This is a genomic window from Phenylobacterium sp., from assembly GCF_036677185.1.
GTDB lineage: Bacteria > Pseudomonadota > Alphaproteobacteria > Caulobacterales > Caulobacteraceae > Phenylobacterium.
The window spans coordinates 41,096-66,389 of the sequence record NZ_JAKFEN010000022.1 but is presented as its reverse complement, the minus strand read 5'-3'; the positions used below and the strand labels follow the sequence as shown (position 1 = coordinate 66,389).

Here is a 25,294-nt window from a genome sequence, read left to right as displayed (position 1 = left end):
GGCCTATGGCCGGGCGGGCTAGACCCCTACTCCACCAACTCGGCGCTCTTGGTGAGGATGAAGTCCTTGGGGTCGGGCGCCAGGGTGGCCCGCCAATAGTCGACCAGGGCGAAGGGCCAGTTCTGGGTGACCCGGCCCGCCTCATTCTTGTACCAGCTGGTGACCTGCGGGGCGCCCCAGGCCATCAGACGGTTGCCCTCGTCGACCCTGATGTTGAAGGCGTCGTGGACCTCGCGCTTGGGCTCCATGGCCGCGGCGCCCGTCTGGGCCAACAGCTTCAGGCAGCCCAGGATGTAGCGGACGCTGCACTCCGAGAAAAACACGATCGAGCCGTTGACCACGATATTGGTATTGGGCCCGTAGATCATGAAAAGGTTCGGGAAACCTGGCGTGGTCATGCCCAGATAGGCGCGTGGATCGCCGGCCCAGGTCTCATGCAGGTCGGCGCCCTGGCGGCCCTTGATCTTCATCGGCCACAGGAACTTCGAGGCGTGGAAACCGGTGCCGTAGATGATCACGTCGAAGTCGCGCGCCTGGCCGTCGGCGGTGACGATGCCGCTGGCCGTGACCTCGGAGATCGCATCGGTGACCAGCTCGACGTTGTCGCGCTTGAGGGCGTCCAGCCAGACGCCGTTGTCCAGCAGGGCCCGCTTGCCGCCCGGCGGATAGGTGGGGATGATCTTGGCCACCAGGTCCGGACGATCGGGCGCCTGGGCGGCGATCGCCGCGGCGATCATCTCGCGGAAGCCCAGGTTCAGCTGGCTGACCGCCGTCGTCGGTCCGGTCCAGTCCGGATCGGCGGTGACCATGGGCAGGAGCCCGTCGGTCACCATCCAGAACATCCAGAACCGGTACCATTTGTCGTAGAACGGCACGTGCTCCATCAGCCAGTTCATCCCCTCGGGGACGTCCTCGTGATAGTGCGGCACCGGGAAGCCCCAGGGCGGCGTGCGCTGGAAGACGCTCAGGCTGGCGACCTTGCCCACGATCTCCGGCACGAACTGGAAGGCGCTGGCGCCGGTGCCGATCACCGCCACCCGCTTGCCGGTCAGGTCCACGTCATGGCGCCATTCGGCGGAATGGAAGGACGGCCCCCTGAAGCTCTCTCGGCCCTTGATGTCGGGGAAGCGCGGGCGGTTGAGCTGGCCCACGGCGGTGATCACCGCGTTGGCCTCCACATGCTCGATCCCCGAGGGCGTCTTCAGCCGCACCTTCCAGACCGAGCGGGCCTCATCCCAGGCCATCTCCTCGACGACGGTTTCGAAGCGGACCTTCTTCTTGAGGTCGTAGCGGCCCGCCACCCCGCGGAAATAGTCCAGCAGGACCGGCTGGGTGGAAAAGTGCTGCGGCCAGAAGTGGTTGGGCTCGAAACTGTAGGAATAGATGTGGTTGGAACTATCGACCCTGCAGCCCGGATAGGTGTTCTCCAGCCAGGTCCCGCCCACGTCGGGGTTCTTGTCGACGATCTCGAAGGGCACGCCGGCCTGGGTCAGGCGGATGGCGGCCAGCAGGCCCGACATGCCGGCGCCGACCACCAGGACATTCAGCTTCCGCGCCGCGGCCTTGAGTTCCGGGGTGGACCAGTTCGGGTCCTTGGTGCTGTGGCCGTCGATCGCCAGCTCGTCGGTGAGGAAGTCGCCGTAGCCTTCGGGAATGTCCGCCCCGGCCACGAAGTTCATCATCTGGTGGAGGACTTCGGGCGATGGGATCGCCGCCATGGGCGCCTTGCCGGTCAGATAGGCGGTGATCGCGGCCTTGGCCGCGGCGCGCATCTTGGCCTGCTCCGCCTCGGGGACTCCGGTCTCGCCGCGTGACAGCGGCGTATAGGTGGGTCGCCACTCGGGCCGCAGCCAACTGGTCTCGCCGGTCAGATGCACCAGCGCCGCGGAGAGCGCCGGCAGGTGCGCCGTCTCCAGCGCCTGGTCGAGGGGCTCCAGATCCACCGCCATATTCGTTTCCGCCCTTAGGTTATCACTGTTCTTGAAAGCCAGCTTACGCTTCTGAAGGACGGGCGAAAGGGCGCCGTCGCGTCAGGTCATGCGGCGATCCGCACCGGCAAGGTCTCGTAGCCCTTTACGAAGCTCGAGCGGACGCGCTTGGGTTCGCCGACCACTTCGATGCGGTCGAAGCGCTTGAGGATCTCCTCCCAGACCACGCGAAGCTGCATCTCGGCCAGGCGGTTGCCGACGCAGCGGTGGATGCCGAAGCCGAACGACAGGTGCTGGCGCGGCCGGGGCCGGTCGATGATGAACCGCTCCGGGGTCTCGATGGCCTCCTCGTCGCGGTTGCCCGAGACGTACCACATGACCACCTTGTCGCCCTTGCGGATGGTCTTGCCGCCGATCTCGATGTCCTCCAACGCCGTGCGGCGCATGTGGGCCAGCGGGGTCTGCCAGCGGATGATCTCCGAGACCATGCTGGGGATCAGGGACGGATCGGCGCGCAGCTTGGCGTACTGGTCGGGGTTCTCATTGAGGGCCAGCAGGCCGCCGCTGATCGAGTTGCGGGTCGTGTCGTTGCCGCCGACGATCAGCAGGATGATGTTCCCGAGATATTCGTCGGGCGTCATGTTCCGCGTGGCCTCGCCATGGGCCAGCATGGAGATCAGGTCCCCGGCCGGCGGGGCGTTGACCCGCTGGTTCCACAGCTGCGTGAACTCCGCCAGGCACTGCATCAGCTCTTCCTGCCGCGCCTCCTCCGTCTCGCACAGCGCGCCGGGCATCGGCAGGGTGGTGGCCACGTCCGACCAGCGGGTCAGCTTGCGACGCTGCTCGAACGGGAAATCGAACAGGGTCGCCAGCATCTGGGTGGTCAGTTCGATGGAGACCCGGTCGACCCAGTCGAAGGTCTCGCCGCGCGGCAGGGCGTCGAGAATCTTCGCCGCCCGTTCGCGGATGATCGGCTCCAGCACCTGCAGATTGGCCGGCGAGACCACCGGGCTGACAGTCTTGCGCTGCACGTCGTGCTTGGGCGGGTCCATGGCGATGAAGCTGGGACGCCGCAGGTCGGGCCGCGCGTCGCGGATGGTGATGCCGCCCAGCGCCGCCTCCGACGAGAATACCTCGTGGTTCGTGTCCACGGCCATGATGTCGTTGTACTTGGTGATCGACCAGTAGGGGCCGAACTCACTGTCCCTGCACCAGTGGACGGGCTCCTCACGCCGCAAGCGCTCGAAATAGGGCCAGTGGGTGTTGGTGCGGAACAGCTCCGGATCGCCGGGATTGAACTCCTCCAGCGGTAGGGAAAAGGCCCGGGCCCGCGCCTCGTCGGCCAGTTTCATCGCGCCGTCAGCCATGGCGATCACTCCCGTGGTCGACGCCAGGTCCGCGGCCGCAAGGCCATCGCCGGCGTCTTATGGGAGGATGAAACGCCAATCCGCGCGCCGGAACAACGCCCGTCGAATCCAAACTAAGTTCGGTTGCAGAGGGATCAGAGCTGCGCCCGCTCGATGCGCGCCATCGCCTCGCTGGGAAGACTCATGCCCGAAGCGGCCAGGTTGTCCTCCAGGTGCGCCAGGCGGGTCGTGCCGATGACCGCGCTGCTGACATTGGGATCGGCAAGCACATAGGCCAGGGCGGCCTGGGCGCCGGTCATGCCGGGGATGTCCGCCAGGAAGCCGAACCGGGCGCCCTTTGCGACGTCGGCGCGGTGGTTCTTGAAGGCGCGCAGGGCGTACCAGACGTCGCGCGGCCGGCGCAGCTTCAGGACCTGGCCGCCGGTGTGGCCCATGGCGAGCGCCATGCCGGCCAGGACGCCCTTCCCCCGCGCCGCGACCTGGGCGATCAGGGGCGCGCGTTCGGGACGCAGGATATTATAGTCGACCATCACCACATCGATCTCCGCGTGGTCGGCGGCGTGGGCGATCACCTGCGGATCGAAGCTGTTGACCCCCAATGCGCGGATCAGGCCGCGATGCTTGAGGCCCGACATCCTGTCGAGAAACCCATCGGTCAGCTCGCTCAGAGCTGGCCCATGCAGCTGCAGCAGCGGCAGGCTCTCGATCCCGAGGTTCCTCAGGCTGACCTCGACGCTGGCCTCGATAGCAGTCGGGTCGAAGTCGCGGACCACCCTGCGGCCGTCGTGGCGGGTGCCGGCCTTGGTGGCGATCACCAGGCCGTCGGTCGCCCTGCCCTTCAGCGCACGGCCGAGTCGCGGTTCGGCGTTCCCCTCCGAATAGGCCGCCCCGGTGTCGAACAGGGTGACGCCGCCAGCGAGCGCCGCATGCACCAGTCGAATCGCCTCGGCCTCGTCGAAGGCCCGCTTGCCCCACCAGCTGGCGCAGCCGAGGCCGATCTCCGAAACCGTAAATCCGGTCTGTCCGAGCGGTCGGTAGCGCATGGGTCGCCGATGTTCTCCAGGCAGCGTCCTTAGAGGACTTGATGAGCTCGCCGAAGGCTGGCCTAAGGAGGCCGAAGGGCGGCTAGCTCAGCTGGTCAGAGCACCTGGTTTACACCCAGGGGGTCGGGGGTTCGAACCCCTCGCCGCCCACCAGCCATCGGGGCCTCGCCCAAACGAAAAGGGCGGCCACCGGGTACGGCGACCGCCCTTAGATGCTTTAGCCCACGGCTCGCCTTAGTTCAGCGAGCTCTTCAGGCCTTCACCGACGCGGAAGCGCGCCGTCTTCGACGCCGGACGGTTCACCGTTTCACCGGTGCGCGGGTTACGCGCGGTGCCCGCCGCGCGGTTCACCGGCACGAAACTGCCGAACCCGACGAGCCGGACTTCCTGCCCGCCCTTGAGCGACGCCGTGACGCTCTCGATGAACGCTTCCAGCGCGTCTTTCGCTTGCGCCTTATTGAGGCCCGCCTTGTCGGCGATCGCCGTGACGAGTTCGGCCTTAGTCATTTTCCTGTCTCTCCCAGCCCGTTATCTCAACCGCGAACCTCTCGCGGACTCGCGAGGCTGCTTCGCGTTGCGCGATTATGGCGGTCTCGTTACGCGCGTCAAACGAAGGCGGCGCCGGAATCCCCGGCGCCGCCTAGTTTTTTACGGTTTTTCGCCAATCAGTGGGTGATAACCGACTCCACGTCCCCTTCCTCGGCGGCAACCGATACCGGCGGTTGGTCCGCGGGGTTCCATTCGATGGGAATCGGCGCCCGAGTCAGGGCGTGCGAAAGCACCTCGTCGACGGTCGAGACCGGGATAATCTCCATGGCGGACTTCACGTTGTCCGGGATATCGGCCAGGTCCTTGAGGTTCTGTTGCGGGATCAGCACGGTCTTGACCCCCGAACGGAGGGCCGCGAGCAGCTTCTCCTTCAGGCCGCCGATGGCGGTGACCCGGCCGCGCAGGGTGACCTCGCCGGTCATGGCGATGTCGCTGCGGATCGGGATCCCGGTCAGGACCGAGACGATGGCGGTGGCCATCGCCGCGCCAGCCGAAGGGCCGTCCTTGGGGGTGGCGCCGTCCGGCACGTGGATGTGCACGTCGGTCTTCTCGAACAGCGGGGGCTCGATGCCGAAATGGGTCGCCCGCGAACGCACATAGGAGTTCGCCGCGGAGATCGATTCCTTCATCACGTCCTTCAGGTTGCCCGTGATGGACATGCGGCCCTTGCCGGGCATCTTGACCGCCTCGATGGTCAGGATGTCCCCGCCGAAGTCGGTATAGGCCAGGCCGGTGATGATCCCGACCTGATCCTCCTCGTCGGTCTCGCCGTGGGTGTACTTGCGCACGCCCGCGTACTTGGCCAGCAACTCGTCGTCGACGGTGATCGAGATGACCTGCTTCTCGGCGTCGGCCGTGCCGTTGGTGACGTCCAGGGCCGCCTTCGCCGCCGCGCGCGACAGGTCGCGGACGGCCTTGCGGGCCAAATTGCCCAGCTCGCGCTCCAGCGACCGCACGCCGGCTTCCCGAGTGTAGTAGCGGATCAGGTCATGGATGGCCTGGTCGGGGACGATGAACTCCTCCGGCTTCAGTCCATGATCCTTGGTCAGCTTCGGCAGGATGTGGCGCTTGGCGATCTCCACCTTTTCGTCCTCGGTGTAACCGGGGATGCGGATGATCTCCATGCGGTCCAGCAGCGGCTGGGGCATGTTCAGGCTATTGGCCGTCGTGACGAACATCACCGGCGACAGGTCGTAGTCCACCTCCAGATAGTGGTCGGCGAAGGTGGAGTTCTGCGAAGGATCCAGCACCTCGAGCAGAGCCGAGGCCGGGTCGCCCCGGTAGTCGCTGCCCATCTTGTCGATCTCGTCGAGCAGGAAGAAGGCGTTGGTCGACTTGGCCTTCTTCATCGACTGGATGATCTTGCCGGGCATGGAGCCGATATAGGTCCGGCGGTGACCGCGGATCTCGGCCTCGTCGCGCACCCCGCCCAGGGAGACCCGGACGAACTCGCGGTTGGTGGCCTCGGCGAGCGACTTGCCAAGCGAGGTCTTGCCGACGCCGGGCGGGCCGACCAGGCAGAGGATCGGGCCCTTCAGCGAACCGGTCCGGGCCTGGACGGCCAGGTATTCCAGGATCCGCTCCTTGACCTTCTCAAGGCCATAATGGTCGCGGTCCAAGACGGCCTCGGCCACATCCAGGTCGATCGGCTTGGTCTTGGCCTTGCCCCATGGAATGGACAGCAGCCAATCGAGATAGTTCCGCACGACCGTGGACTCGGCCGACATCGGGCTCATGTTGCGCAGCTTCTTCAGCTCGCCGTCGGCCTTGGTGCGGGCCTCCTTGGAGAGCTTGGTGCGCTTGATGCGCTTTTCCAGCTCGAGCAGCTCGTCGCGCTGGTCGTCCTGCTCGCCCAGCTCGCGCTGGATCGCCTTCATCTGTTCGTTCAGATAGTACTCGCGCTGGGTCTTCTCCATCTGGCGCTTCACGCGGTTACGGATCTTCTTTTCCGTCTGCATGACGCTGATCTCGCCCTCCATCAGGGCGTAGACCTTCTCCAGGCGCTTCACGACATTGAAGATCTCCAGCAGGCCCTGCTTCTCGGCGATCTTCACCGAGAGGTGGCTGGCGATGCGGTCGGCGAGTTCGCCGGGCGCGTCGACCTGGGGCATGGAGGCAAGCGCCTCCGGCGGGACCTTCTTGTTCAGTTTGACGTAGTTCTCGAACTGCTCGACGACCGCGCGCGACAGCGCCTCGGCCTCGGCCGAAGCTCCGCCGTCCTCGGTGATGAAGGCGATCTCGGCTTCATAATAGTCTTGCTGGTCGGTGAAACGCGACACGGCGGCCCGCGCCTTGCCTTCCACCAGCACCTTCACGGTGCCGTCGGGAAGCTTCAGCAGCTGCAGCACTGTGGCGACCACGCCGACGTCATAGATGGCCTCGGGCGACGGATCGTCGTCATCCTTGTCCTTCTGAGTCGCCAGGAGGATCTGCTTGCCTTCACCCCGCATCGCCTCTTCAAGCGCGCGTACGGACTTCTCCCGGCCCACGAAGAGCGGCACCGGTTGATGCGGGAACACGACTATGTCCCGCAGCGGTAGAATCGGAAGGGTCTTGATCTCGGACATGTACTTTCAACTCCTGCCGGCCGGTTTGGTTACGGGCTCGGCTCCCGGACCGTGGTCACATCAGACGATGCGTCTGAGTCGGACGGCCCGTCCGCCATGCAGGGCGGCTTTGCAGCGCTTTTATGTGGACGCTTCGCGCGCGCATTCAAGCGCAGCAGGAAGGGTGCGACCCGATGTGTCTACGAAGTGTTGCCAAGCGAACTCAGGGGCCAGCCGGCGCCTGCGGCGCCGCGTCGCGCCTCGGACTCAAGAAAAAGGCCCCGCGGAACCGGTCCGCGGGGCCTGAACTCTTAGACGTCCGGGATCGTCAGGCGACGCCGCCCTTGTCGCGGCGTTCGGCGTAGATCACCAGCGGCTGGGCGCGGCCCTCGACCACCTCGGCGTTGACCACCACTTCCTCGACGCCGTCATAGGTCGGCAGCTCGTACATCGTATCGAGCAGGATGCCTTCCAGGATCGAGCGCAGGCCGCGCGCGCCGGTCTTGCGGATGATGGCCTTGCGGGCCACCGCGTTGAGCGCGTCGTCGGTGAAGGTCAGCCCGACATTCTCCATGTCGAACAGGCGCTGATACTGCTTGACGAAGGCGTTCTTCGGCTCGGTGAGGATCTTCACCAGGGCCGGCTCGTCCAGGTCGTCCAGGGTCGCGATGACCGGCAAGCGGCCGACAAACTCCGGGATCAGGCCGAAGCGCAGCAGATCGTCCGGCTCCACCTGACGGAAGATCTGGCCGGTGCGGCGGTCATCCGGATCGGAGACCTTGGCGCCGAAGCCGATCGAGGTGCCCTGGCCGCGCGCCGAGATGATCTTCTCGAGGCCGGCGAAGGCGCCGCCGCAGATGAACAGGATGTTGGTGGTGTCGACTTGCAGGAATTCCTGCTGGGGATGCTTGCGCCCGCCCTGCGGCGGCACGGAGGCGACGGTGCCTTCCATGATCTTCAGCAGGGCCTGCTGCACGCCCTCGCCCGACACGTCGCGGGTGATCGAGGGGTTGTCGGACTTGCGGCTGATCTTGTCGACCTCGTCGATATAGACGATGCCACGCTGCGCCCGCTCGACATTGTAGTCCGCCGATTGGAGCAGCTTGAGGATGATGTTTTCGACGTCCTCGCCGACATAGCCGGCTTCGGTGAGGGTCGTGGCGTCGGCCACGGTGAAGGGCACGTCGATGATTCGGGCCAGGGTCTGGGCCAGCAGAGTCTTGCCGGTGCCGGTCGGGCCGATCAGCAGGATGTTCGCCTTGCCCAGTTCGACGTCGTTGTTCTTCGACGCGTGGTTCAGGCGCTTGTAGTGATTGTGGACCGCGACCGCGAGCACCTTCTTGGCGTGGTCTTGGCCAATCACGTAATCGTCGAGGACTTCGCGGATTTCCTTGGGCGTCGGGACACCGTCCTTCGACTTCACAAAGGAGATCTTGTGTTCTTCGCGGATGATATCCATGCACAGCTCGACGCATTCATCACAGATGAATACGGTCGGGCCCGCGATAAGCTTGCGGACCTCATGCTGGCTCTTGCCGCAGAAAGAGCAATACAGAGTGCTCTTGGAGTCCCCGCTCGCGGCCTTGGTCATGGTCGTTTCTCACTCTCTCGACGACACCGACGGGTCGCTGTCGACGTCCGCCCCGGGGGCGTTCCTGACGCCATCATTGCAGGATACGCGCCGGGGGTTGTCTAATCCTTGACATTCCCCGATCCGAGCAACGATCACAAGCCTTCCGGGGGCTGGAGCGACATTTGGCGGCGGGGCGCCCGATGGCGGGGCGTTCCGAATCCGTAGATGGGAATGTCCCGCATCGGTACAAGAGAACCGTCACGGACGCCGCGCAAGACCTTCCCCCAGGACCGGTGCGACGCTTCGCGACAGGTTGAACTAACCGGCGGCGCTTTGGGGGCGAGATGGCGAGACGAAACCTTAGGAGCATCGGCGCCTCGTCGAACCAATCCTTGGACGAGCAGATCGAGGACGCCGGCGTCGTGGCGTTCGACTTCGACGGCACCCTGACCACTCGCGACAGCTTCACGGCGTTCCTCAAATGGCGGGCCGGCAAGCGCCGATATCAGCTGGGGATGGTTCGACTCGCGCCCGCGGCCCTGGCCTATTTGGGACATCGCAACCGCGGCAAGATCAAGGCCGCCGCCGTGAGCGAATTCCTTGCCGGAGCAAGCCGCGAGGCGATCGAGGCCGACGCCCGGACGTTCGCCGAGATCATGGCCCCTCGCCTGCTGCGACCCGACGCCGTGGCCACCTGGCGGCGCTGGCGCCAGCGCCGCGCCAAGCTGGTGATCGTCACCGCCTCGCCCGACATCGTGGTGGCCCCCTTCGCCCGCGGCCTGGGCGCCGACCTGCTGATCGGCACCGAGCTCGCCTTCGACGCCGAGGGTCGCGCCACCGGCGGGTTCTCGACCGCCAATTGCCGGGGGCCGGAGAAGGTTCGGCGCCTGCGCGAGGCCTTCGGCGACGACATCCGGTTGGAGGCCGCCTATGGCGACACCAGCGGTGATCGCGAGATGCTGAGGATCGCCAATGAGGTCGGCTACCGCGTCTTCACGGAGAAGCCGTGAGCATCCTCCGGTTCCGCGTCGGCAAGCTGATCCGCGACAAGCTGCCGCAGATCATGCGCGACCAGGGCCTAGCCGTCTTCGATCGCCGGCTGGACGATGCGGCCTATGTGGCGGCGCTCAAGGACAAGCTGGTCGAGGAAGCCCGCGAGGCCCAGGCCGCGACCGACGCCCGCGAACTCACCGACGAGCTGGCCGATCTCAGCGAGGTGATGCTGGCCCTGATGGCCGCCCAAGGCCTGACCTTGGACGACATCGAGACCCGCCGCCTGACCAAGCGCGCCGAGCGTGGCGGCTTCGACGATCGAGTCTACAACGCCGCCGTGGAAGCCGAGACAGGCCTGCCCGCCGCTGACTATTATCTGGCCCGACCGTCGCAATATCCGCGGGAGGACTGACATGCGGCATGCGGGCCAGGCAGCCCTGGACGCCCTGGAGCCGCTGATCCTGCGGCTGCGCGCCCTACCGGGTCTGACCGAGAAGACGCGCGGCGTCTTCTACCGCAAGTCCAGGGCCTTCCTGCATTTCCACGAGGATCCGGCCGGCCTGTTCGCCGATGTGCGGACCGTGGCGGCGGGCGATTTCGAACGTATCGACGTCACCGCCGAGGCAGGCCGCGAACGCCTGGTGGCCATGGTCGTGGCCGAGCTCGCGAGCTAGGGACCCGCTTCACGGCCGCGCCGACCACGGTTCGGTCTGGCCGACGACTGTGAGGGCCTGGTCGGCGCGCACCGCCTCCAGCACGCCCTGTGAGATCTCGGAATTGGTCAGCCAGCGTGAACCGCCAGCCTCCATCTTGAAGCCCAGGACCACCTGGCGGACCGCGCATTGCGGCAGTCCGTCGGCGACCCGCGCCGCAGTCTCCAGCCGTCCGGGGTGGGAGGGATCGGCCGCGGCGCTGCCGAGAACCTGGAAGAGCCTGCCCTGGACCCGCTCGGCCAGCAGCCGTGGGGCGGCGATCTTCAGCGTGTGGAACCAGGCAACCGCCAGATCAACGGGCCCCGAGCGGGCGACGGCGGCCTCCAGCGCGCCCGCGAAGGCCGCCTCGTCATAGTAGTCGCAGTCGAAACCGTCCGCGCCGTCATCCTGGGACGCCCGCCGCGACAAAAGCGAAAGGCGCCCGCCGTCGCCGGCGAGCGCCTTCACGAGTTCGGACAGCATGCCCGTTCCGCCCACCACGAGGATGTGCCGGGCCATGGCCGGATCAGTCGTCGGCGCGGGTCTCGTAGACGTGGTCGACGAGGCCCCACTCCTTGGCCTCCTCGGCGGTCATGAAGGTGTCGCGATCGAGCTTCTCCTCGACCTCCTCGAAGGTCCGGCCGGTGTGCTTGGCGTAGATCTCGTTCAGCCGGCGCTTGGTCTTGATGATGTCCTCGGCGTGGCGCTCGATATCCGAGGCCTTGCCGGAATAGCCGCCCGAGGGCTGGTGGACCATGATCCGGGCGTTGGGCAGGCTGATCCTGTGATCCTTGGCGCCGGCCATCAGCAGGAACGAACCCATCGAGGCGGCCATGCCCATGCACAGGGTCACCACCGGCGACTTGATGTATTGCATGGTGTCGTAGATCGCGAGGCCAGACGTCACCACTCCCCCGGGGGAGTTGATGTACATCTGGATCTCCTTCTTCGGGTTCTCGGCCTCGAGGTACAGGAGCTGGGCGCAGATCAGCGCCGACATGCCGTCCTCGACCGGACCGTTCAGGAAGATCACCCGTTCCTTCAGCAGGCGGGAGAAGATGTCGAAGGCGCGCTCGCCGCGGCTGGTCTGCTCCACCACCATCGGAACGAGATTCAGCGCGGTGATTTGCGGGTCACGCATAAAAGGAAGCCTCTCTCGAATGATGCGACTCTGCGGGCAGCGCCGCGTTCTCCTCCGATATCGCGTGGCGGAGGGGCCGTTGCAAGGTGACCAATAGTCCTAAAGAAAATCCCTCCCCGGTCCGGGGAGGGATCTGATCGCGCGGAAAGCCGGCTGAGGCGGTGCTAGGCGCCATACCCGTCGGGCATGTCGTCTTCCTTCAGCAGCTCTTCCTTGGAGACCTTCTGGTCCTTCACCTTGGCCTGGCCGACGATGAGGTCGACGACCTTGTCCTCGAAGATCGGGGCGCGGAGCTGGGCCTGGAAGTTCTGGTCCTTCATGAACATGTCGAAGATCTGCTGGGCCTGCTGGCCGTAGCGACGCGCTTCAGTCACCGCGGCGTTCTGCAGCTCTTCATTGGTCACCTGGACATTGTTGGTCCGGCCGATCTCGGCCAGGACCAGGCCCAGGCGTACCCGGCGCTCGGCGATCTTGCGATATTCGCCCTGCAGCTGATCGTCGGTCTTTTCGGCGTCTTCAGGCGGCAGGCCGCCCCGTTCCTTGTCCTGCTGCACCTGTTGCCAGATAGAGGCGAACTCGGCCTCGACCATCTTCGGCGGCAACGGGAAGTCGTGCTTCTCGTCCAGGACATCCAGCAGGGCGCGCTTCAGCTTGAAGCGCGAGGCGCCGGCGTATTGGCTCTCGAGGTTGGTCTTCAGCAGTTCCTTGAGCTTTTCCAGGCTCTCGACGCCCAGGCGCTCGGCCATGGCGTCGTCGGCCTTGGCGTCGACCGGAGCCTTGACCTCCTTCACGGTGGTCTCGAACTCGGCGTCCTTGCCGGCCAGCTGGGCGGCCTGATAGTCGGCCGGGAACGGCACTTTCACGGTGACCACGTCGCCGGCCTTGGCGCCGATCAGCTGGTCCTCGAAGCCGGGGATGAAGCTGCCCGATCCCAGCACCAGGTCGGTGTCCGAACCCGTGCCGCCCTCGAAGGCCACGCCGTCGATACGGCCGATGAAGTCGATGACGACCTGGTCGTCCTTCTTGGCCTTCACCGACTTGCCGGTGCGCGGCTCATAGGTGCGGTTCTGCTTGGCCAGCTCATCGACGGCCTCGTCCACTTCCTTGGCGGTCGGCTCGTAGACCGGGCGCTTCAGGGAGATCTTGGTGAGATCGGTCGGCTCGAACTCGGGCATCACCTCGATGGCCAGCTCGTAGGCCAAGTCGGCGGAACCCTCGATCACCTTCTCGAAGTCGCCTTCCGGCTTCAGGTCCGGCTCGCCCGCGGGACGCAGGTTGTTGTCGGTCAGCACCTTCTGGCTGGACTCGTTGATGGCCTGTTGGACCACCTCGGCCATCAGCGCCTTGCCGTGCAGGCGGCGCACGTGGGCGGCCGGCACCTTGCCCGGGCGGAAGCCCTTGATGTTGAGCGTGGGCGTGATCTCTGTGATCCGCGCCTCCAGGCGCTCATTGAGGTCCGCCACGGGCACGGTCACGCCAAAAACCTTGCTCAGGCCTTCGCCGGACTTTTCAACGATCTGCATCGACATTCTTGAACTTCCGGAGTGAGGCGCGTCGCGCGCGCCGTCAGATCCGCCCTGAGATGAAAGGACAATCGCCGCCGAACAAGCGGCGGCGAGCGGGCGCTCTTATGTCATGGGAGCCCTGCGCCTCCAAGTCCAAAGACGGGCGGCGCGCCGACCGGCCACCGGCCGGTCCGCCTTGCCATTCCGGCCGGCAAATGCTTATCCGGCGCCTGGAACGCGGGTGTGGCGGAATTGGTAGACGCACTGGATTTAGGTTCCAGCGCCGCAAGGCGTGGAGGTTCGAGTCCTCTCGCCCGCACCATCGCCGCCATCTCGGGCTCCGGGCCTAGGCTCCGATCAGCTCCAGGGCGAGCGGGATCAGCGAGGCCACCAGCAGCAGCGCCATCGTGAGGTTGAAGGCGCGCAGCACGGCCGGCCGGTCGAGGAAGCGCCGCAGCCCCACGCCGAATCCGGTCCAGACGCTGACGCACGGCAGGTTGATGGCCGTGAAGACCGCCGAGACGATCAGGATATTGACCACGTAGTGCTCGCGCGGCGCGTAGGCGGTCACCGCCCCCAGCGCCATGGCCCAGGCCTTGGGATTGATCCATTGAAAGGCGGCGGCCTGCAGGAAGGTCTGCGGCGCGGCGCCCGCCTTCCCCATCCCCATGCCCTTGGAGGTGGCGATCTTCCAGGCCAGCCATAGCAGATAGCCGCCGCCCGCCACCGCCAGTATGTCGTGCAGCACCGGATAGGCCGTGAACAGGCCGCCCAGTCCGAGACCCACCGACACCACCAGGATGAAGAACCCCAGCGACACGCCCAGCGCATGCGGTCGGGTGGCGCGGAATCCGAAATTGGCCCCCGAGGCCATCAGCATGGTGTTGTTCGGGCCGGGGGTGATCGAGGAGACGAAGGCGAAAAGCGCCAGCGCCGCGATCAATTCTGGGGTCAGGGACGTCATGGGGAGGCTCCTTGCCAAGGGGCCGGCGTCGCGGAACGGGAGCTGGAATCGAAACCCCTTCCGTCGCCGGAAGGGGTTTGGGAAATCGTCAGGTCCGAAAACGAACCCTTAGACCTCGGCGCCCTCCCGCACACGCATGGCGGCCTGGCCGGCGAATACCGGCCAGCTCATAGCCTGGAGGGCTGCTGCGCATCGAAGGTTCGAGGTCATGTCGCGGCAGCCGGTATCACGGGCCGCCGAGCTTGACCATATCTCGCTGGGGACAATCTCAGCGGGCGTCGTACAGCCGGCGCAGCACCGCGGGGGTCAGCCCCGGAAGGTCCTCGGCGATCAGGCCCGGACCGTGGGTGTCGGCGGCCTCGGCGTGGATCCAGGCGCCTGCGCAGGCGGCCTCGAAGCTGCCCATGCCCTGGGCGATCAGGCCGCCGATCAGCCCTGCCAGCACGTCCCCCGATCCGGCGGTGGCCAGCCACGCCGAACCATTGGTGTTCACCGCCACGCGGCCGTCGGGGGCGGCGATCACCGTGTCTGGTCCCTTCAGCAGGACGATGGCGTCGGCCCGCGCCGCGGCGCGCCGAGCGGCCGTGATCCGCTCCGGAGCGTCCCGCAACAGGCCCGGGAACAGCCGCTCGAACTCTCCGGGATGGGGGGTGAGCACATCGTCCACGTCCAGCACCGAGAACAGCTCCTCGGGATCGTCGCGAAAGACGGTGATGGCGTCGGCGTCGAGGATCAGGGCCGCGCCGGTCCGCGCCAGGGCCAGGACGTTCATCAAGGTGGCCTCGCTGACCCCGGCGGCCGGTCCGATGATCGCGGCGTCCACGTCCGCGGCGAGCTGTTCCAGTTCCGCCTCGGTGTCGAAGGGCCGCAGCATCACCGCTTCCAGGTGGGCGGCGTTGACCGCCACGGCCTCCGACGGCGACAGCAGGGTCACCAGGCCGGCCCCGATCCGCAGGCCGGCGCGCGCCGCCAGCCGCGCCGCGCCCGTGCTCCAGGCCTCGCCGGAGACCACCACCAGCCGCCCGCGGGCGTGCTTGTGCGAGCCAGGCCCCGGCCAGGGAAAGGCCGACAGCCAGAGCTCCGGACCATTCTCGACCAAGTCGCCGGCCATCTCGGCCAGTCCGATGTCGGCGACGATCACCTCGCCACACAGGCTATGGCCGGGCTCCAGCACGTGGGCGAGCTTCTTGGCGTGGAAGGTGACGGTCAGGCCGGCGCAGACCGCCGCGCCCTGCGGTTGGCCCGTATCGCCCGGCACACCGCTGGGGACATCGATGGCCACGACGCTGTCGGGCCGATCGGCCAAACGCGAAGCCATGGCCGCCGCATCGCCGTTCATCGGACGCGACAGGCCGGCTCCGAACAGGGCGTCCACGAACAGCCGGGCGCCAAGCGGAGCGTTGAATGGCGCGGTCGGGCCCTCCCACCGCGCCGCCGCGGCCTTGGCGTCCGAGGTTTCGGGCGGGGCCAGGGCGCGCAGCTCCACCGGCCAGCCGCGATCTTTCAGCAGGCGTGCGACCACATAGCCGTCGCCGCCATTGTTGCCCGGCCCGCAGAGGACGGCGACCGGCCGCTGGGAAAAGCGTTCGACGATGGCGTCGGCGACCGCCGCCCCCGCCCGCTCCATCAGCTCCTGGCCCGGCGTTCCGGCCGCGATGGCCGCGCGGTCGGCGGCGGCGATCTCGGCCACCGTATGGATCTTGCGCGCCGCCAACACCGATCTCCCGGAAGACTGTTAGAGAACCCCGGTGGAGGCTTCGCGCCCCTTGGCCACCAGGGTCAAGCTCGACCCGTCGGTTTCCAGGGTGGAGATCGAGGCGTGGTCGGGCCGGAAGACCAGAACCCGCTCGTCGTCCTCAAGCTGCGACATGACCGCGTTGATCGCCACATAGTGAGAGAACACCGCCGTATCGCCCCGTGCATGCAGCGAAGCGACGATCTCGCGGCGCCAGGCGTCATAGTCGAGATCGCCCTGGACGTCCTTCCATCTGCCCTGGAACACGCCACGCAGCCAGGCAGGCCGCTCGGCCGCCGACAGCGCCTTCGGCGTCGGGATCTCGCCCACCGAGGGATCGATCTCCACGTCGACGCCAAGCGCCTCGGCGGTGGGCATGGCGGTCTCGCGGCAGCGGCGCAGGGGTGAAGACACCACCCGGCGGGGCCGGTCGGCCTGCGGCAGGGCCAGCAGGAAATCGCGGGCGGCCTCCGCCTGGGCCCTCCCTGCCTCGTCCAGTCCCGGGTCTTCGTCGGCCTCGCCCCAGGTGGAGGCGGGCTTGCCGTGGCGGATCAGGTAAAGTCGCGACATCAAATTAATCCGGAATGAAAATGTTGCGGGCGTCGTCCTCGGAGCGGCCAACGGTCCCCTTGCGCCCGACCGCCTCGGTCGCCTCCAGACCCGACAGCGTCGCCGCGTCGGTCGGGGTGTTGGCGACAAAGCGGCGGCCTTCGGAATCCCGACCGACGACGATGCCCATCATATAGCCCTCGCGACCGTGGACGACGGTGAAGGTCTCGATCGTAGCCGCCCCTTGCGGTCTTTCGATGACAGCCGGATGCGGCAGGGCGTCGATCTGGTCCTGGATCACCTTGGGGTCCTGTCGCTCGAAGGCGCCCCTCAGCGGCCGGGTCGAATAGATCCCCGTCGACTGCTTGGTCAGGTACCAGCCGTTGGCGGTGACCAGGCCGTAGGATCCCGGATCCTCGCGCAGCCGCCGCATCATCACCGCTATGGAGTGCATGGCGTAGTTGTTGCCGGGCCCGCCCATGTACGGCAGGCCGCCGGTGACCGTCAGGCCGCGGGGATCGTCCAGGGCCAGGCCCAGCTCCTCGGCGCCGATCTCCACCGCCACCGGGAAGCAGGAATAGAGGTCGATGTGGCCGATGTCGTCGAGGCCGACCCCGGCCATCTCCAGCGCCCGCTTGCCGGTCAGGCGCATGGCCGGACTGGAATGGAAGTCCTGCCGATCGGTGGGATACCAAAGGTCACAGGCGTCGGCGCAGCCGTGCAGGTAGACAAGGCGATCCTCGGCCACGCCCAGCTCGCGGGCCTTGGCCAGGCTGGTGACGATGACGCCGGCCGACTGGTCCACCTCCATGATGGCGTTGAGATATTTCGGATAGGGGAAGCCCACCATGCGGTTGCGGTCGGTGACGGTCACCAACTCCTCCGCCGAGCGCTCGACCGGGAACCAGGCCTCGGGGTTCTTCGCCGCCACCCGTGTGAAGGGCGCGAACAGCTCCCCCAGCCGCTTCTGGTGATCGGGGATCGAGCGGCCATCGCGGGCCCGCAGGGCGTTCTCGAACAGCGGATAGCAGTTGATGGGACGCGCCAGGCCGTGTTTGGCCTCATAGGGCGTGACGCCGTTGCGCGGATCGCCGACGCGGTCCGGGGCCGGGAGGTCGTCCTCGATATCGTCCCAATCGTCGAAACCCAGGCCGCGCTGCAGGCGTTTGGTGGCCGAGCCCAGGAACTCGCAGCCGACCACCAGGGCGAACTCGGTCTGCCCCTTGGCGATCCGCTCGGCGACGATGTTGATCATCTGCTGGGGACTGTTGCCGCCCATATGGGAATAGGTCGCGTGACGTGGCGTCGCGCCCAGCCGCTTGGCCAGGGTCGCCGGCGGATTGGTCGAATGCGGGACCAGGCGGGCGCCGCCCGGGGCGTCGATCGTGAAGCCGACCACGGCCAGGGTGTCGATCCCGGCCAGAGCTCCGGCCGGCAGACCGGCGTCTTCCACAGCACGTTCCGCCGCAATCTTCAGCAAAGCGGTCGGCGACGGCGACTCGCTCGGTTCGCCGCGATAGGTGAATTGACCTGCTCCGATGAGAACCGGCGTCCTGGCGTCCATTTTCGAGCCCCTCCCGGGCTTGGTTGGCGGCGATCCTAGGCGCCCACGACCCACTCACAAGGCGATTTGGCTCGTGGTCGAATTGTGGGCGCCTGTCGCCTGTTTTTCAGGCAATGATCTTGGCATAACCGCCGTAGCGTCAGGCAAGCCGGGCTTGCCCTTGTCGGCGGCCATAGGAGCATGCTCGTAACCCCGGCCGCCCCGGGGCGGTGTGCGTGCGAGTGAAGTCGAGCCATGAAGAAGATCGAAGCCATCATCAAGCCGTTCAAGCTGGACGAGGTGAAGGAAGCCCTTCAGGAACTCGGGGTGCAGGGGATGACCGTCCTCGAGGCCAAGGGCTATGGCCGCCAGAAGGGTCATACCGAACTCTATCGCGGCGCCGAATACGTGGTCGACTTCCTGCCGAAGATCAAAATCGAGGTGGTCGTCGCCGACGACCAGCTGGATCCGGCCCTGGAGGCGATCGTCGGCGCGGCTCGCACCGGCCGCATCGGCGACGGCAAGATCTTCGTGTCGGAAATCACCGACGTGCTGCGGATCCGCACCGGGGAGACCGGCGCCGCGGCCGTCTAGACGAACTCATCGAGACTTACTTCAAGGGGATACTGCAATGGCGACCGCCAAGGACATTCTGGACCAGATCAAAGAGAAGGACGTGAAATACGTCGACGTGCGCTTCACCGACATCCGCGGGAAGATGCAGCACGTGACCTTCGACATCGACCTGGTCGACGAGGACTTCCTGACCGACGGCACGATGTTCGACGGTTCGTCGATCGCCGGTTGGAAGGCGATCAACGAGAGCGACATGAAGCTGCGGCCGGACCTGTCGACCGCCATCATCGACCCCTTCTATCAGCAGACCACGCTGTGCCTGTTCTGCGATGTCGTGAACCCGGACACCGGCACCCCCTACGACCGCGACCCGCGCTCCATCGCCAAGGCGGCGCTGAACTTCGTGAAGGCCTCGGGCATCGGCGACACCGTGTTCTTCGGCCCGGAAGCCGAGTTCTTCATCTTCGACGACGTGAAGTGGTCCACCGACCCGCACAACACCGGCTACTCCTACGACGCCAGCGAACTGCCGGTGAACACCGGCAAGAGCTATCCGGAAGGCAATATGGGCCACCGGCCCGGCCCGAAGGGCGGCTACTTCCCGGTGAACCCGGTCGACTCGGCCCAGGACCTGCGCGGCGAAATGCTGGCGGTCATGGGCGAGCTGGGCATGAAGCCGGAAAAGCACCACCACGAGGTGGCGCCGGCCCAGCACGAGCTTGGCCTGAAGTTCGACACCATGATTGTCATGGCCGACCGCCTGCAGCTCTATAAGTACGTCATCCACAACGTGGCCGCGGCCTACGGCAAGACGGCCACCTTCATGGCCAAGCCGATGTTCGCCGACAACGGGTCGGGCATGCACGTCCACCAGTCGATCTGGGGCGACGGCAAGCCGCTGTTCGCGGGCGACAAGTACGCCGGCCTGTCGCAAATGTGCCTGTGGTACATCGGCGGCATCATCAAGCACGCCAAGGCGATCAACGCCTTCTCGAACTCGACCACCAACTCCTACAAGCGCCTGGTGCCCGGCTACGAAGCCCCGGTGAAGCTGGCCTATTCGGCCCGCAACCGCTCGGCCTCGATCCGCATCCCGCACGTGGACAGCCCCAAGGGCAAGCGCCTGGAAGCCCGCTTCCCGGACCCGATGGGCAACCCGTACCTCACCTTCACCGCCCTGCTGATGGCCGGCATCGACGGCATCATCAACCAGATCGATCCGGGCGCGCCGGCCGACAAGAACCTCTACGACCTGCCGCCCCGCGAGCAGAAGAAGATCCCGGAAGTCTGCGGTTCGCTCAAGGAAGCCCTTGAGAACCTGGACAAGGACCGCGCCTTCCTGAAGGCCGGCGGCGTCATGAACGACGACTTCATCGACGCCTATATCGAACTGAAGATGGAAGAGGTCATGCGCCTCGCCCTTCACCCTCACCCGGTCGAGTTCGACATGTACTACAAGTGCTAATCGTCATTTCCTAAGACGATGGATCAGGGCCGTGGATCGCTCCGCGGCCCTTTTTCGCGGGCTACCGCGCCCGATGTCTTGCCGCGCGGAGCCTGATCCTGAAGCTTCACCGTTGACGGACGGCGTTCGAATGGCCGTGATCGGCCCTTGGCGCGGCGCTTTCAGACGCCGCCAGGGGAAAACGCCATGAAGACGATCCGCAATTCAGCGGCGGTTGCGCTCGTGCTGGCCGCGGGCCTAGCCGGGGGCGCCCAGGCCGCGCGCTACGACGTCGAGATCGTCCGCACCAAGTACGGCATCCCGCACATCACGGCGGCGGACTATGGCGGCCTGGGCTACGGTCAAGCCTACGCCTTCGCCCAGGACAATGTCTGTCTGATCGCCGACAAGATCGTCACCGTGAGCGGCGAGCGGTCCCGGCATTTCGGGGCCGACGGGCTGACCACGGTCGCCTTCGCCGAGATCAAGAACCTGGAGAGCGACTTCTTCTTCAAGGGCGCTCTCGACATCGTGGCCCTGCGCGCGGCCTTCGCCCGATCCAGCAAGGACTATCGCGAGCTCGTGACCGGCTATGTGGCCGGTTACAACCGCTTCCTGCGCGACACCCCGAGCGACAAGCTGCCCGAACCCTGCCGAGGCAAGGACTGGGTGCGGCCAATCAGTGTCGACGACATGCTGCGCCTCAACGAGGAGCGGATGATCCAGGCCAGCGGCGGCGCCTGGCTGCGCCAGACCAATGCCGCGGCTCCGCCGAGCGCCACGGCGCCCAAGCCCATGGCGGCGCTCGACCTGCCCGCGCCCGCTGAGACCTTCGGCCTGGGCAGCAACGGCTGGGCGTTCGGCCGCGAGGTCACGGCCAACCGATCCGGCCTGCTGCTGGGCAATCCCCATTTCCCTTGGGAGACCACCAATCGGTTCTACGAGCTGCACCTGACCATTCCCGGCAAGACCGACGTGATGGGCGTGACCATCGCCGGGGCGCCGGGCATGTCGATCGGTTTCAACAAGGATGTCGCCTGGACCCACACGGTCTCCACCGATCGCCATTTCACCCTGTTCGAGCTGGCGCTCGATCCCGCCGACCCGACGGCCTATCTGGTGGACGGCAAGCGCCGCCAGATGACCCGCAAGGACGTGACCGTCGAAACCCCCACGGGACCCCAGACCCGCGCCTACTATTCCACTCACTACGGCGCGGTGGTGGTCGTGCCCCAGGCCGGGCTCGGCTGGAGCGCCAAGACCGCCTTTGCGATCAGGGACGCCAACAGGTCCAACCTGCGCTCGGGCGACACCTGGCTGGCCATCACCCGCGCCAAGTCCGTGGGGGAGATCAAGGCGATCGCCAGCCGGACCCTGGGCATCCCCTGGGTGAACACCATCGCCGCCGATCGCCACGGCGAGGCCCTCTATGCCGACATCACCGCCACGCCGAACGTCTCGGCCGAGAAACTGAAGGCCTGCGCGCCCAGCGCCCCAGCCGCCGCACTGGGCGGTCTCGCCCGGATCTACGTCCTGGATGGCTCCCGCTCGGCCTGCGACTGGGATGTGGCGGCCGGAACCGTCGCGCCCGGCGTCATGCCGGGGGATGCTATGCCGTCGGTGATCCGCACCGACTATGTCGCCAACAGCAATGACAGCTTCTGGCTGGCCAACCCCAGGGCGCCCCTGCCCGCCTTCTCCCCGTTGATCGGCCCGACCGCCGTCGTCCAGAACCTGCGGACCCGGTCCGGCATCGTGGAGATCGAACGCCGCCAGGCGAGCGCCGACGGGCTGGAGGGCACGACCTTCGATGTGGAGAAGGTCAAGACCATGCTGTTCTGGAACCGCAACCTGGCCGCCGACCTCTATCTGGACGACGCGCTGAAGGCCTGCGCGACCAACCCGACGTCGACCACCGCAGCCGGCAAGACCGTCGATCTCGCGACCGCTTGCGCCATCCTCGCCAAGTGGGATCGCCGGATGGACAATGACAGCGTCGGGGCCATGCTGTTCGTCGAGTTCTGGCGCCTGGCCGAACGCAACCCGACCCTGTTCGCCACGCCGTTCGACCCCGCCGATCCCGTCAACACCCCGCGCGGCCTGAAGACCGACGCCGACAGCGCCGCCAAGCTCGCCCTGGCCCTGGCCGGCGCGGTGGAACTCATGGAACGCCAGAATCTGGCCTTGGACGCGCCCTACGGCTCGGTCCATTTCGCCGTCCGGGGAGAGCGCAAAATCCCCGTCCATGGCGGCGAGGGCCAGGCCGGGGTGCTCAACGCTCAGCAGTCGCGGTTCGTCCCGGCGGTGGGCGGCTATGTGCCCTATCATGGCTCCAGCTACATCCAGGTGGTGACCTTCGACGCGCTGGGCCCAGTGGCCGATGCGGTGCTGTCCTATTCGCAGTCCACCGATCCGGCCTCGCCGCACTATGCCGACCAGACCGAGCTCTATTCGAAGAAGGGCTGGCATCGCCTGCCCTTCCACAAGGCCGACATCGCCGCCGAGGCGATCAGGCCGGCGCTGAAGCTTTCGGAATAGGCGATCAGGTCCGAAGGCCGCCAGCCACCCGGCCGGCGGCCCGCCAGATGAAGCGCTCCCAAGCAACGGAGCGCTTCATATGGACACCGAGACCAGCCGCAAGATCGTCATGGACGCCTGGGCGGCCTTCGCCAGCCGCGACCCTGCCCGCATCGGCGCGGTGTTCGCGCGGGACGCCGACTGGCTGGCCCAACCCGGGAACGCCACCGCCAAGGCGCTGGACATGCCCAGCCACATCATCGGGCGCGAGGCCCTGACAGCCTTCCTCGATGACGGCTTCCGCAGGCTTTACAACGACGTCGACGTGACCTTCCGTGGCTTCTACGCCGATGGCGCGCGGGTCATCGTCGAGGAGACCATGACCGCCACCCTGCCGGACGGTCGACCCTACAAGAACGACTACTGCTTCGTCTTCGAGCTGGAGAACGGCCTGATCCGGCACGTGCGGGAATACATGGACACCGCCGCCGGCCACCGGATGGTGTTCGGCTGAGTCAGTTCAAGATCGCGCGGCCGCCCAGGCGCGCGGCGGCCTTGATTGCGTCGATGGCGGCCATCTGGGCCGCGGCGTCGCCGCCGCCGGTGAGCGGCGGGGGGCCGCCCCGGACGGCCGCGACGAAGGCGCGGAGCTGGAAGTCGTAGCTGGGATCGCGGGTGAGGGTCTCTCGCCGCCCGCCCTCGCCTTCCCGCGTCACCTCCAGCAGGTGACCCATCTGCGGCGCGAGCGGATTGATCACCTTCAGGCTTCCCTCCAGCCCGGTGATCTCAAGGCTGGCGCGCACGGGACCGGCCATGTCGCAGGTCAGTTCGGCGATCACGCCGCCCGGAAAGTTCAGGATGGCGTGGGTGGAGATGTCGACGCCCGAGGCCCCGAGCACCGACTCCGCCTGAGCCCCGAGCGGCTCTGCGCCGGCCACCGTGCGCGCCCAGTGCAGGCAATAGGTCCCGAGGTCCATCAGGGCGCCGCCGCCGAGCGCCGGATCGTAGCGCAGTTCGCCGCCGGTCTCGGCGATGGAGGTGGTGAACACCGCCTCCATGCGTCGCACCGCGCCGATCTCGCCGCTGGCGCAGATCTCCAGCACCCGGGCGAACAGCGGGTGGTAGCGGTAGTGGAAGGCCTCCATCAGCACGAGACCCGCCCCTTGGGCGGCTTCGGCCATGGCGCGGGCCTCGGCCTCATTGAGAGCGAAGGGCTTCTCGCACAGCACCGGCTTGCCGGCCTTCAGCGCGGCGATGGTCAGGTCGGCGTGCCGTGACGGCGGCAGGGCGTTGTAGATCGCCTCGACCTCCGGGTGGGCGATCAGGGCCTCGTAGCTGTCCAGCGCGATCGGGATGGCGTGCTCGATGGCGTAGGCCGTGGCGCGGGACGGGTCGCGCGCGGCGACGGCGACCACCTGCGCGACGCCGGTCGCCCTGGCCGGGCTGATCAGGGCCGGCGGCGCGATCCGCGCCGCGCCGAGAATGCCGATCCGCAACGGCCGCTCGGCCATGGTCTCTCTCCGTCAGATCCAGCGTCGCACGCGCCGGGCATAGGCCTCGTAGGCCTCGCCGAACTTGGCGCGCAAGGCCTTCTCCTCGAAGGGGATGTATACGAACTGGCTTGCCGCGGCGAACACCACCGGCCCGGCGAACGGGGTGGCCGCCCCCAGCAGGACCGCGACGCCGATCAGCAGCAGCAGGAAGCCGAGATACATCGGGTTGCGGGTCAGCCGGAACGGGCCATCGGTGACCAGCACCCCGGGCTCGTTGAAGGTCTTGATATTGGTCCCGATCCGCCGGAACAGCCCCGAGCCCTGGAGCAGCAGCAGGACGCCGAGCGCGACGGGGAGCAGGCCCAGCCAGTTCAGCGGCGCCGGCAGCAGGACGGCGCCCGGCCAGACCAGGCGCAGGGCGCCCATGACCGTCAGCAGGATTAGGACCAGAGGCGGCGGCAGGAGTCTCATTGGGCCGATCCTTCTTCGGGTCGGGCCGCCAGGGCCCGGCGCAGGACGACTTGCAGCGCCGCCAGCGAGCGCTCGCAGTCCTCGCCCTCGGCGACCGCGTCGGCGGTTTCGTGCAGCACGGCGAACAGCAGCCGCGCCGTGGGCTCCGGATCGAGACCGGCGAAAACCCCGGCCTCCTGCCCCGCCCGGATGACGGCGGCCAGGCGGATCGTGGCGTTTTGGTCGGCCGGCAGGGGTCTTCGCCGCGCGAAATCGCTGTGGAACAGCACGTCGTGCAGCCGTTCCTGGCCTAGGGTGAAGCCGACGAAGGCCGCCGCCAGCTCGTCCAGAACCCGCATCCAGTCGATCGGACCGTCGACCTCGGTGGGCAGTTGGTAGCGGGCGTCGAAGTGCTCGAAGGTCCGGGTGCGTAGGGCGTCCAACAGATCGTCCCAGGTCGGAAAGTAGTGATAGAAGGTGCCCTTGGCGGCCCCGGCCGCAGCCACCACGTCCTCCACCCGCACCGTCTCGCCGTCGCGCGCCAGCAGGCGCTCGGCGGTCTCGATGATCTCCAGCCGCCGTGCGGCGGGATCGAGGCGGCGTCGCTGCTCGGCCATGGGAATTTCCTATCGACTACCAGTCGATAGTTATTGACCCCTAGTCAGTTGTCAATCCTGGGGATGGAC

General features: G+C 67.0%; 23 protein-coding genes and 2 tRNA genes. 9 read left to right on the top strand and 16 right to left on the bottom strand.

Translation table 11 applies throughout. The features are described from left to right. Nucleotides 1-26: 26 nt before the first annotated feature. From V6M51_RS13670 to V6M51_RS13660, 3 genes are all read right to left on the bottom strand, one after another. A complete protein-coding gene (locus V6M51_RS13670; RefSeq protein ID WP_332768000.1) occupies nt 27-1,949 on the bottom strand; it encodes a flavin-containing monooxygenase in 1,923 nt (640 codons plus the stop codon). A gap of 86 nt (nt 1,950-2,035) precedes the next feature. After that, nucleotides 2,036-3,295, bottom strand: coding sequence for a cytochrome P450 (locus V6M51_RS13665; protein WP_332767998.1), 1,260 nt, complete (start codon nt 3,293-3,295; stop codon nt 2,036-2,038). A gap of 134 nt (nt 3,296-3,429) precedes the next feature. Continuing rightward, on the bottom strand, nt 3,430-4,338 hold the full coding sequence (locus V6M51_RS13660; RefSeq protein ID WP_332767997.1) for an aldo/keto reductase: 909 nt from the start codon (nt 4,336-4,338) through the stop codon (nt 3,430-3,432). Between the two features lie 76 nt (nt 4,339-4,414). Here V6M51_RS13660 and V6M51_RS13655 point away from each other — a divergent pair. Then, a tRNA-Val gene (locus tag V6M51_RS13655) sits at nt 4,415-4,491 on the top strand. Between the two features lie 81 nt (nt 4,492-4,572). Here the strand turns inward: V6M51_RS13655 and V6M51_RS13650 are convergent. The 3 genes from V6M51_RS13650 to clpX all read right to left on the bottom strand — a co-directional run bounded on the left by V6M51_RS13650 (nt 4,573) and on the right by clpX (nt 9,024). Next, on the bottom strand, nt 4,573-4,845 hold the full coding sequence (locus V6M51_RS13650) for an HU family DNA-binding protein (RefSeq protein WP_254837069.1): 273 nt from the start codon (nt 4,843-4,845) through the stop codon (nt 4,573-4,575). 158 nt (nt 4,846-5,003) lie between these two features. Then, the gene (gene lon / locus V6M51_RS13645; protein ID WP_332767996.1) at nt 5,004-7,454 is read right to left on the bottom strand and encodes an endopeptidase La; all 2,451 of its coding nucleotides are present in this window, start codon (nt 7,452-7,454) and stop codon (nt 5,004-5,006) included. A gap of 307 nt (nt 7,455-7,761) precedes the next feature. Further along, nucleotides 7,762-9,024, bottom strand: a complete 1,263-nt coding sequence (gene clpX, locus V6M51_RS13640) for an ATP-dependent Clp protease ATP-binding subunit ClpX (protein WP_332767994.1) — start codon at nt 9,022-9,024, stop codon at nt 7,762-7,764. A 326-nt stretch (nt 9,025-9,350) separates the two neighbouring features. Between clpX and V6M51_RS13635 the strand changes: the two genes are divergently transcribed. The 3 genes from V6M51_RS13635 to V6M51_RS13625 are packed head-to-tail and all read left to right on the top strand — an operon-like array spanning nt 9,351 to nt 10,673. Next, nucleotides 9,351-10,016 carry an HAD-IB family hydrolase gene (locus V6M51_RS13635; RefSeq protein WP_332767992.1) on the top strand — a complete coding sequence of 222 codons (666 nt, stop codon included), beginning with the start codon at nt 9,351-9,353 and terminating at the stop codon, nt 10,014-10,016. After that, nucleotides 10,013-10,411 carry a nucleoside triphosphate pyrophosphohydrolase gene (locus V6M51_RS13630; protein ID WP_332767991.1) on the top strand — a complete coding sequence of 133 codons (399 nt, stop codon included), beginning with the start codon at nt 10,013-10,015 and terminating at the stop codon, nt 10,409-10,411. The genes V6M51_RS13635 and V6M51_RS13630 overlap by 4 nt, the downstream gene beginning before the upstream one ends. 1 nt (nt 10,412) lies before the next feature. Then, nucleotides 10,413-10,673, top strand: coding sequence for a hypothetical protein (locus V6M51_RS13625; protein ID WP_332767990.1), 261 nt, complete (start codon nt 10,413-10,415; stop codon nt 10,671-10,673). 9 nt (nt 10,674-10,682) lie between these two features. Here V6M51_RS13625 and V6M51_RS13620 read toward each other — a convergent pair whose 3' ends face one another. From V6M51_RS13620 to tig, 3 genes are all read right to left on the bottom strand, one after another. After that, nucleotides 10,683-11,210 carry a hypothetical protein gene (locus V6M51_RS13620; RefSeq protein WP_332767988.1) on the bottom strand — a complete coding sequence of 176 codons (528 nt, stop codon included), beginning with the start codon at nt 11,208-11,210 and terminating at the stop codon, nt 10,683-10,685. Between the two features lie 7 nt (nt 11,211-11,217). Then, complete coding sequence (locus V6M51_RS13615; protein WP_305676386.1) at nt 11,218-11,832, bottom strand: ATP-dependent Clp protease proteolytic subunit; 615 nt, start codon at nt 11,830-11,832, stop codon at nt 11,218-11,220. A 164-nt stretch (nt 11,833-11,996) separates the two neighbouring features. Next, a complete protein-coding gene (gene tig / locus V6M51_RS13610; protein WP_332768341.1) occupies nt 11,997-13,355 on the bottom strand; it encodes a trigger factor in 1,359 nt (452 codons plus the stop codon). Between the two features lie 219 nt (nt 13,356-13,574). On the opposite strand from tig, the gene V6M51_RS13605 reads away from it, so the two are divergent. Next, nucleotides 13,575-13,659: transfer RNA gene (locus V6M51_RS13605), tRNA-Leu, on the top strand. Between the two features lie 24 nt (nt 13,660-13,683). Here V6M51_RS13605 and V6M51_RS13600 read toward each other — a convergent pair. The 4 genes from V6M51_RS13600 to V6M51_RS13585 form a co-directional block, all read right to left on the bottom strand. After that, nucleotides 13,684-14,301, bottom strand: a complete 618-nt coding sequence (locus V6M51_RS13600; protein WP_332767986.1) for a LysE family translocator — start codon at nt 14,299-14,301, stop codon at nt 13,684-13,686. Between the two features lie 268 nt (nt 14,302-14,569). Then, complete coding sequence (locus tag V6M51_RS13595) at nt 14,570-16,015, bottom strand: NAD(P)H-hydrate dehydratase (protein ID WP_332767984.1); 1,446 nt, start codon at nt 16,013-16,015, stop codon at nt 14,570-14,572. Nucleotides 16,016-16,036: 21 nt separating this feature from the next. Next, the gene (locus V6M51_RS13590) at nt 16,037-16,606 is read right to left on the bottom strand and encodes a histidine phosphatase family protein (RefSeq protein ID WP_332767982.1); all 570 of its coding nucleotides are present in this window, start codon (nt 16,604-16,606) and stop codon (nt 16,037-16,039) included. A 4-nt stretch (nt 16,607-16,610) separates the two neighbouring features. Next, nucleotides 16,611-18,149, bottom strand: coding sequence for an acetyl-CoA acetyltransferase (locus tag V6M51_RS13585; RefSeq protein WP_332767980.1), 1,539 nt, complete (start codon nt 18,147-18,149; stop codon nt 16,611-16,613). A 234-nt stretch (nt 18,150-18,383) separates the two neighbouring features. Between V6M51_RS13585 and V6M51_RS13580 the strand changes: the two genes are divergently transcribed. The 4 genes from V6M51_RS13580 to V6M51_RS13565 all read left to right on the top strand — a co-directional run bounded on the left by V6M51_RS13580 (nt 18,384) and on the right by V6M51_RS13565 (nt 23,179). Beyond that, nucleotides 18,384-18,722: a P-II family nitrogen regulator gene (locus V6M51_RS13580; protein ID WP_254837058.1), complete on the top strand. Its 339-nt coding sequence runs from the start codon at nt 18,384-18,386 to the stop codon at nt 18,720-18,722. Nucleotides 18,723-18,759: 37 nt separating this feature from the next. Continuing rightward, nucleotides 18,760-20,169, top strand: coding sequence for a type I glutamate--ammonia ligase (gene glnA / locus V6M51_RS13575; RefSeq protein WP_332767978.1), 1,410 nt, complete (start codon nt 18,760-18,762; stop codon nt 20,167-20,169). A gap of 186 nt (nt 20,170-20,355) precedes the next feature. After that, the gene (locus V6M51_RS13570) at nt 20,356-22,686 is read left to right on the top strand and encodes an acylase (RefSeq protein WP_332767976.1); all 2,331 of its coding nucleotides are present in this window, start codon (nt 20,356-20,358) and stop codon (nt 22,684-22,686) included. Between the two features lie 79 nt (nt 22,687-22,765). Continuing rightward, a complete protein-coding gene (locus V6M51_RS13565; RefSeq protein WP_332767974.1) occupies nt 22,766-23,179 on the top strand; it encodes a nuclear transport factor 2 family protein in 414 nt (137 codons plus the stop codon). A 1-nt stretch (nt 23,180) separates the two neighbouring features. On the opposite strand, the gene V6M51_RS13560 is transcribed toward V6M51_RS13565, so the two are convergent. From V6M51_RS13560 to V6M51_RS13550, 3 genes are read right to left on the bottom strand one after another with little or no spacing between them, the layout of a single operon-like run. Continuing rightward, nucleotides 23,181-24,176, bottom strand: coding sequence for a Gfo/Idh/MocA family protein (locus V6M51_RS13560; protein WP_332767972.1), 996 nt, complete (start codon nt 24,174-24,176; stop codon nt 23,181-23,183). 12 nt (nt 24,177-24,188) lie between these two features. After that, nucleotides 24,189-24,629 carry a methyltransferase family protein gene (locus V6M51_RS13555; RefSeq protein WP_332767970.1) on the bottom strand — a complete coding sequence of 147 codons (441 nt, stop codon included), beginning with the start codon at nt 24,627-24,629 and terminating at the stop codon, nt 24,189-24,191. Continuing rightward, complete coding sequence (locus V6M51_RS13550) at nt 24,626-25,225, bottom strand: TetR/AcrR family transcriptional regulator (RefSeq protein ID WP_332767968.1); 600 nt, start codon at nt 25,223-25,225, stop codon at nt 24,626-24,628. Before V6M51_RS13550 ends, V6M51_RS13555 begins: the two co-directional genes overlap by 4 nt. Nucleotides 25,226-25,294 lie beyond the last annotated feature (69 nt).

Bases quoted from the DNA above. Each gene is read 5' to 3' on its own strand.
- V6M51_RS13580 (WP_254837058.1), top strand. From the start codon at position 18,384: ATGAAGAAGATCGAAGCCATCATCAAGCCGTTCAAGCTGGACGAGGTG.
- V6M51_RS13560 (WP_332767972.1), bottom strand. From the start codon at position 24,176: ATGGCCGAGCGGCCGTTGCGGATCGGCATTCTCGGCGCGGCGCGGATC.
- V6M51_RS13615 (WP_305676386.1), bottom strand. From the start codon at position 11,832: ATGCGTGACCCGCAAATCACCGCGCTGAATCTCGTTCCGATGGTGGTG.
- lon (WP_332767996.1), bottom strand. From the start codon at position 7,454: ATGTCCGAGATCAAGACCCTTCCGATTCTACCGCTGCGGGACATAGTC.
- tig (WP_332768341.1), bottom strand. From the start codon at position 13,355: ATGCAGATCGTTGAAAAGTCCGGCGAAGGCCTGAGCAAGGTTTTTGGC.
- V6M51_RS13625 (WP_332767990.1), top strand. From the start codon at position 10,413: ATGCGGCATGCGGGCCAGGCAGCCCTGGACGCCCTGGAGCCGCTGATC.
- V6M51_RS13565 (WP_332767974.1), top strand. From the start codon at position 22,766: ATGGACACCGAGACCAGCCGCAAGATCGTCATGGACGCCTGGGCGGCC.
- V6M51_RS13635 (WP_332767992.1), top strand. From the start codon at position 9,351: ATGGCGAGACGAAACCTTAGGAGCATCGGCGCCTCGTCGAACCAATCC.
- V6M51_RS13670 (WP_332768000.1), bottom strand. From the start codon at position 1,949: ATGGCGGTGGATCTGGAGCCCCTCGACCAGGCGCTGGAGACGGCGCAC.
- V6M51_RS13550 (WP_332767968.1), bottom strand. From the start codon at position 25,225: ATGGCCGAGCAGCGACGCCGCCTCGATCCCGCCGCACGGCGGCTGGAG.
- V6M51_RS13585 (WP_332767980.1), bottom strand. From the start codon at position 18,149: ATGGACGCCAGGACGCCGGTTCTCATCGGAGCAGGTCAATTCACCTAT.
- V6M51_RS13555 (WP_332767970.1), bottom strand. From the start codon at position 24,629: ATGAGACTCCTGCCGCCGCCTCTGGTCCTAATCCTGCTGACGGTCATG.
- glnA (WP_332767978.1), top strand. From the start codon at position 18,760: ATGGCGACCGCCAAGGACATTCTGGACCAGATCAAAGAGAAGGACGTG.
- V6M51_RS13590 (WP_332767982.1), bottom strand. From the start codon at position 16,606: ATGTCGCGACTTTACCTGATCCGCCACGGCAAGCCCGCCTCCACCTGG.
- clpX (WP_332767994.1), bottom strand. From the start codon at position 9,024: ATGACCAAGGCCGCGAGCGGGGACTCCAAGAGCACTCTGTATTGCTCT.
- V6M51_RS13665 (WP_332767998.1), bottom strand. From the start codon at position 3,295: ATGGCTGACGGCGCGATGAAACTGGCCGACGAGGCGCGGGCCCGGGCC.
- V6M51_RS13650 (WP_254837069.1), bottom strand. From the start codon at position 4,845: ATGACTAAGGCCGAACTCGTCACGGCGATCGCCGACAAGGCGGGCCTC.
- V6M51_RS13570 (WP_332767976.1), top strand. From the start codon at position 20,356: ATGAAGACGATCCGCAATTCAGCGGCGGTTGCGCTCGTGCTGGCCGCG.
- V6M51_RS13620 (WP_332767988.1), bottom strand. From the start codon at position 11,210: ATGGCCCGGCACATCCTCGTGGTGGGCGGAACGGGCATGCTGTCCGAA.
- V6M51_RS13660 (WP_332767997.1), bottom strand. From the start codon at position 4,338: ATGCGCTACCGACCGCTCGGACAGACCGGATTTACGGTTTCGGAGATC.
- V6M51_RS13600 (WP_332767986.1), bottom strand. From the start codon at position 14,301: ATGACGTCCCTGACCCCAGAATTGATCGCGGCGCTGGCGCTTTTCGCC.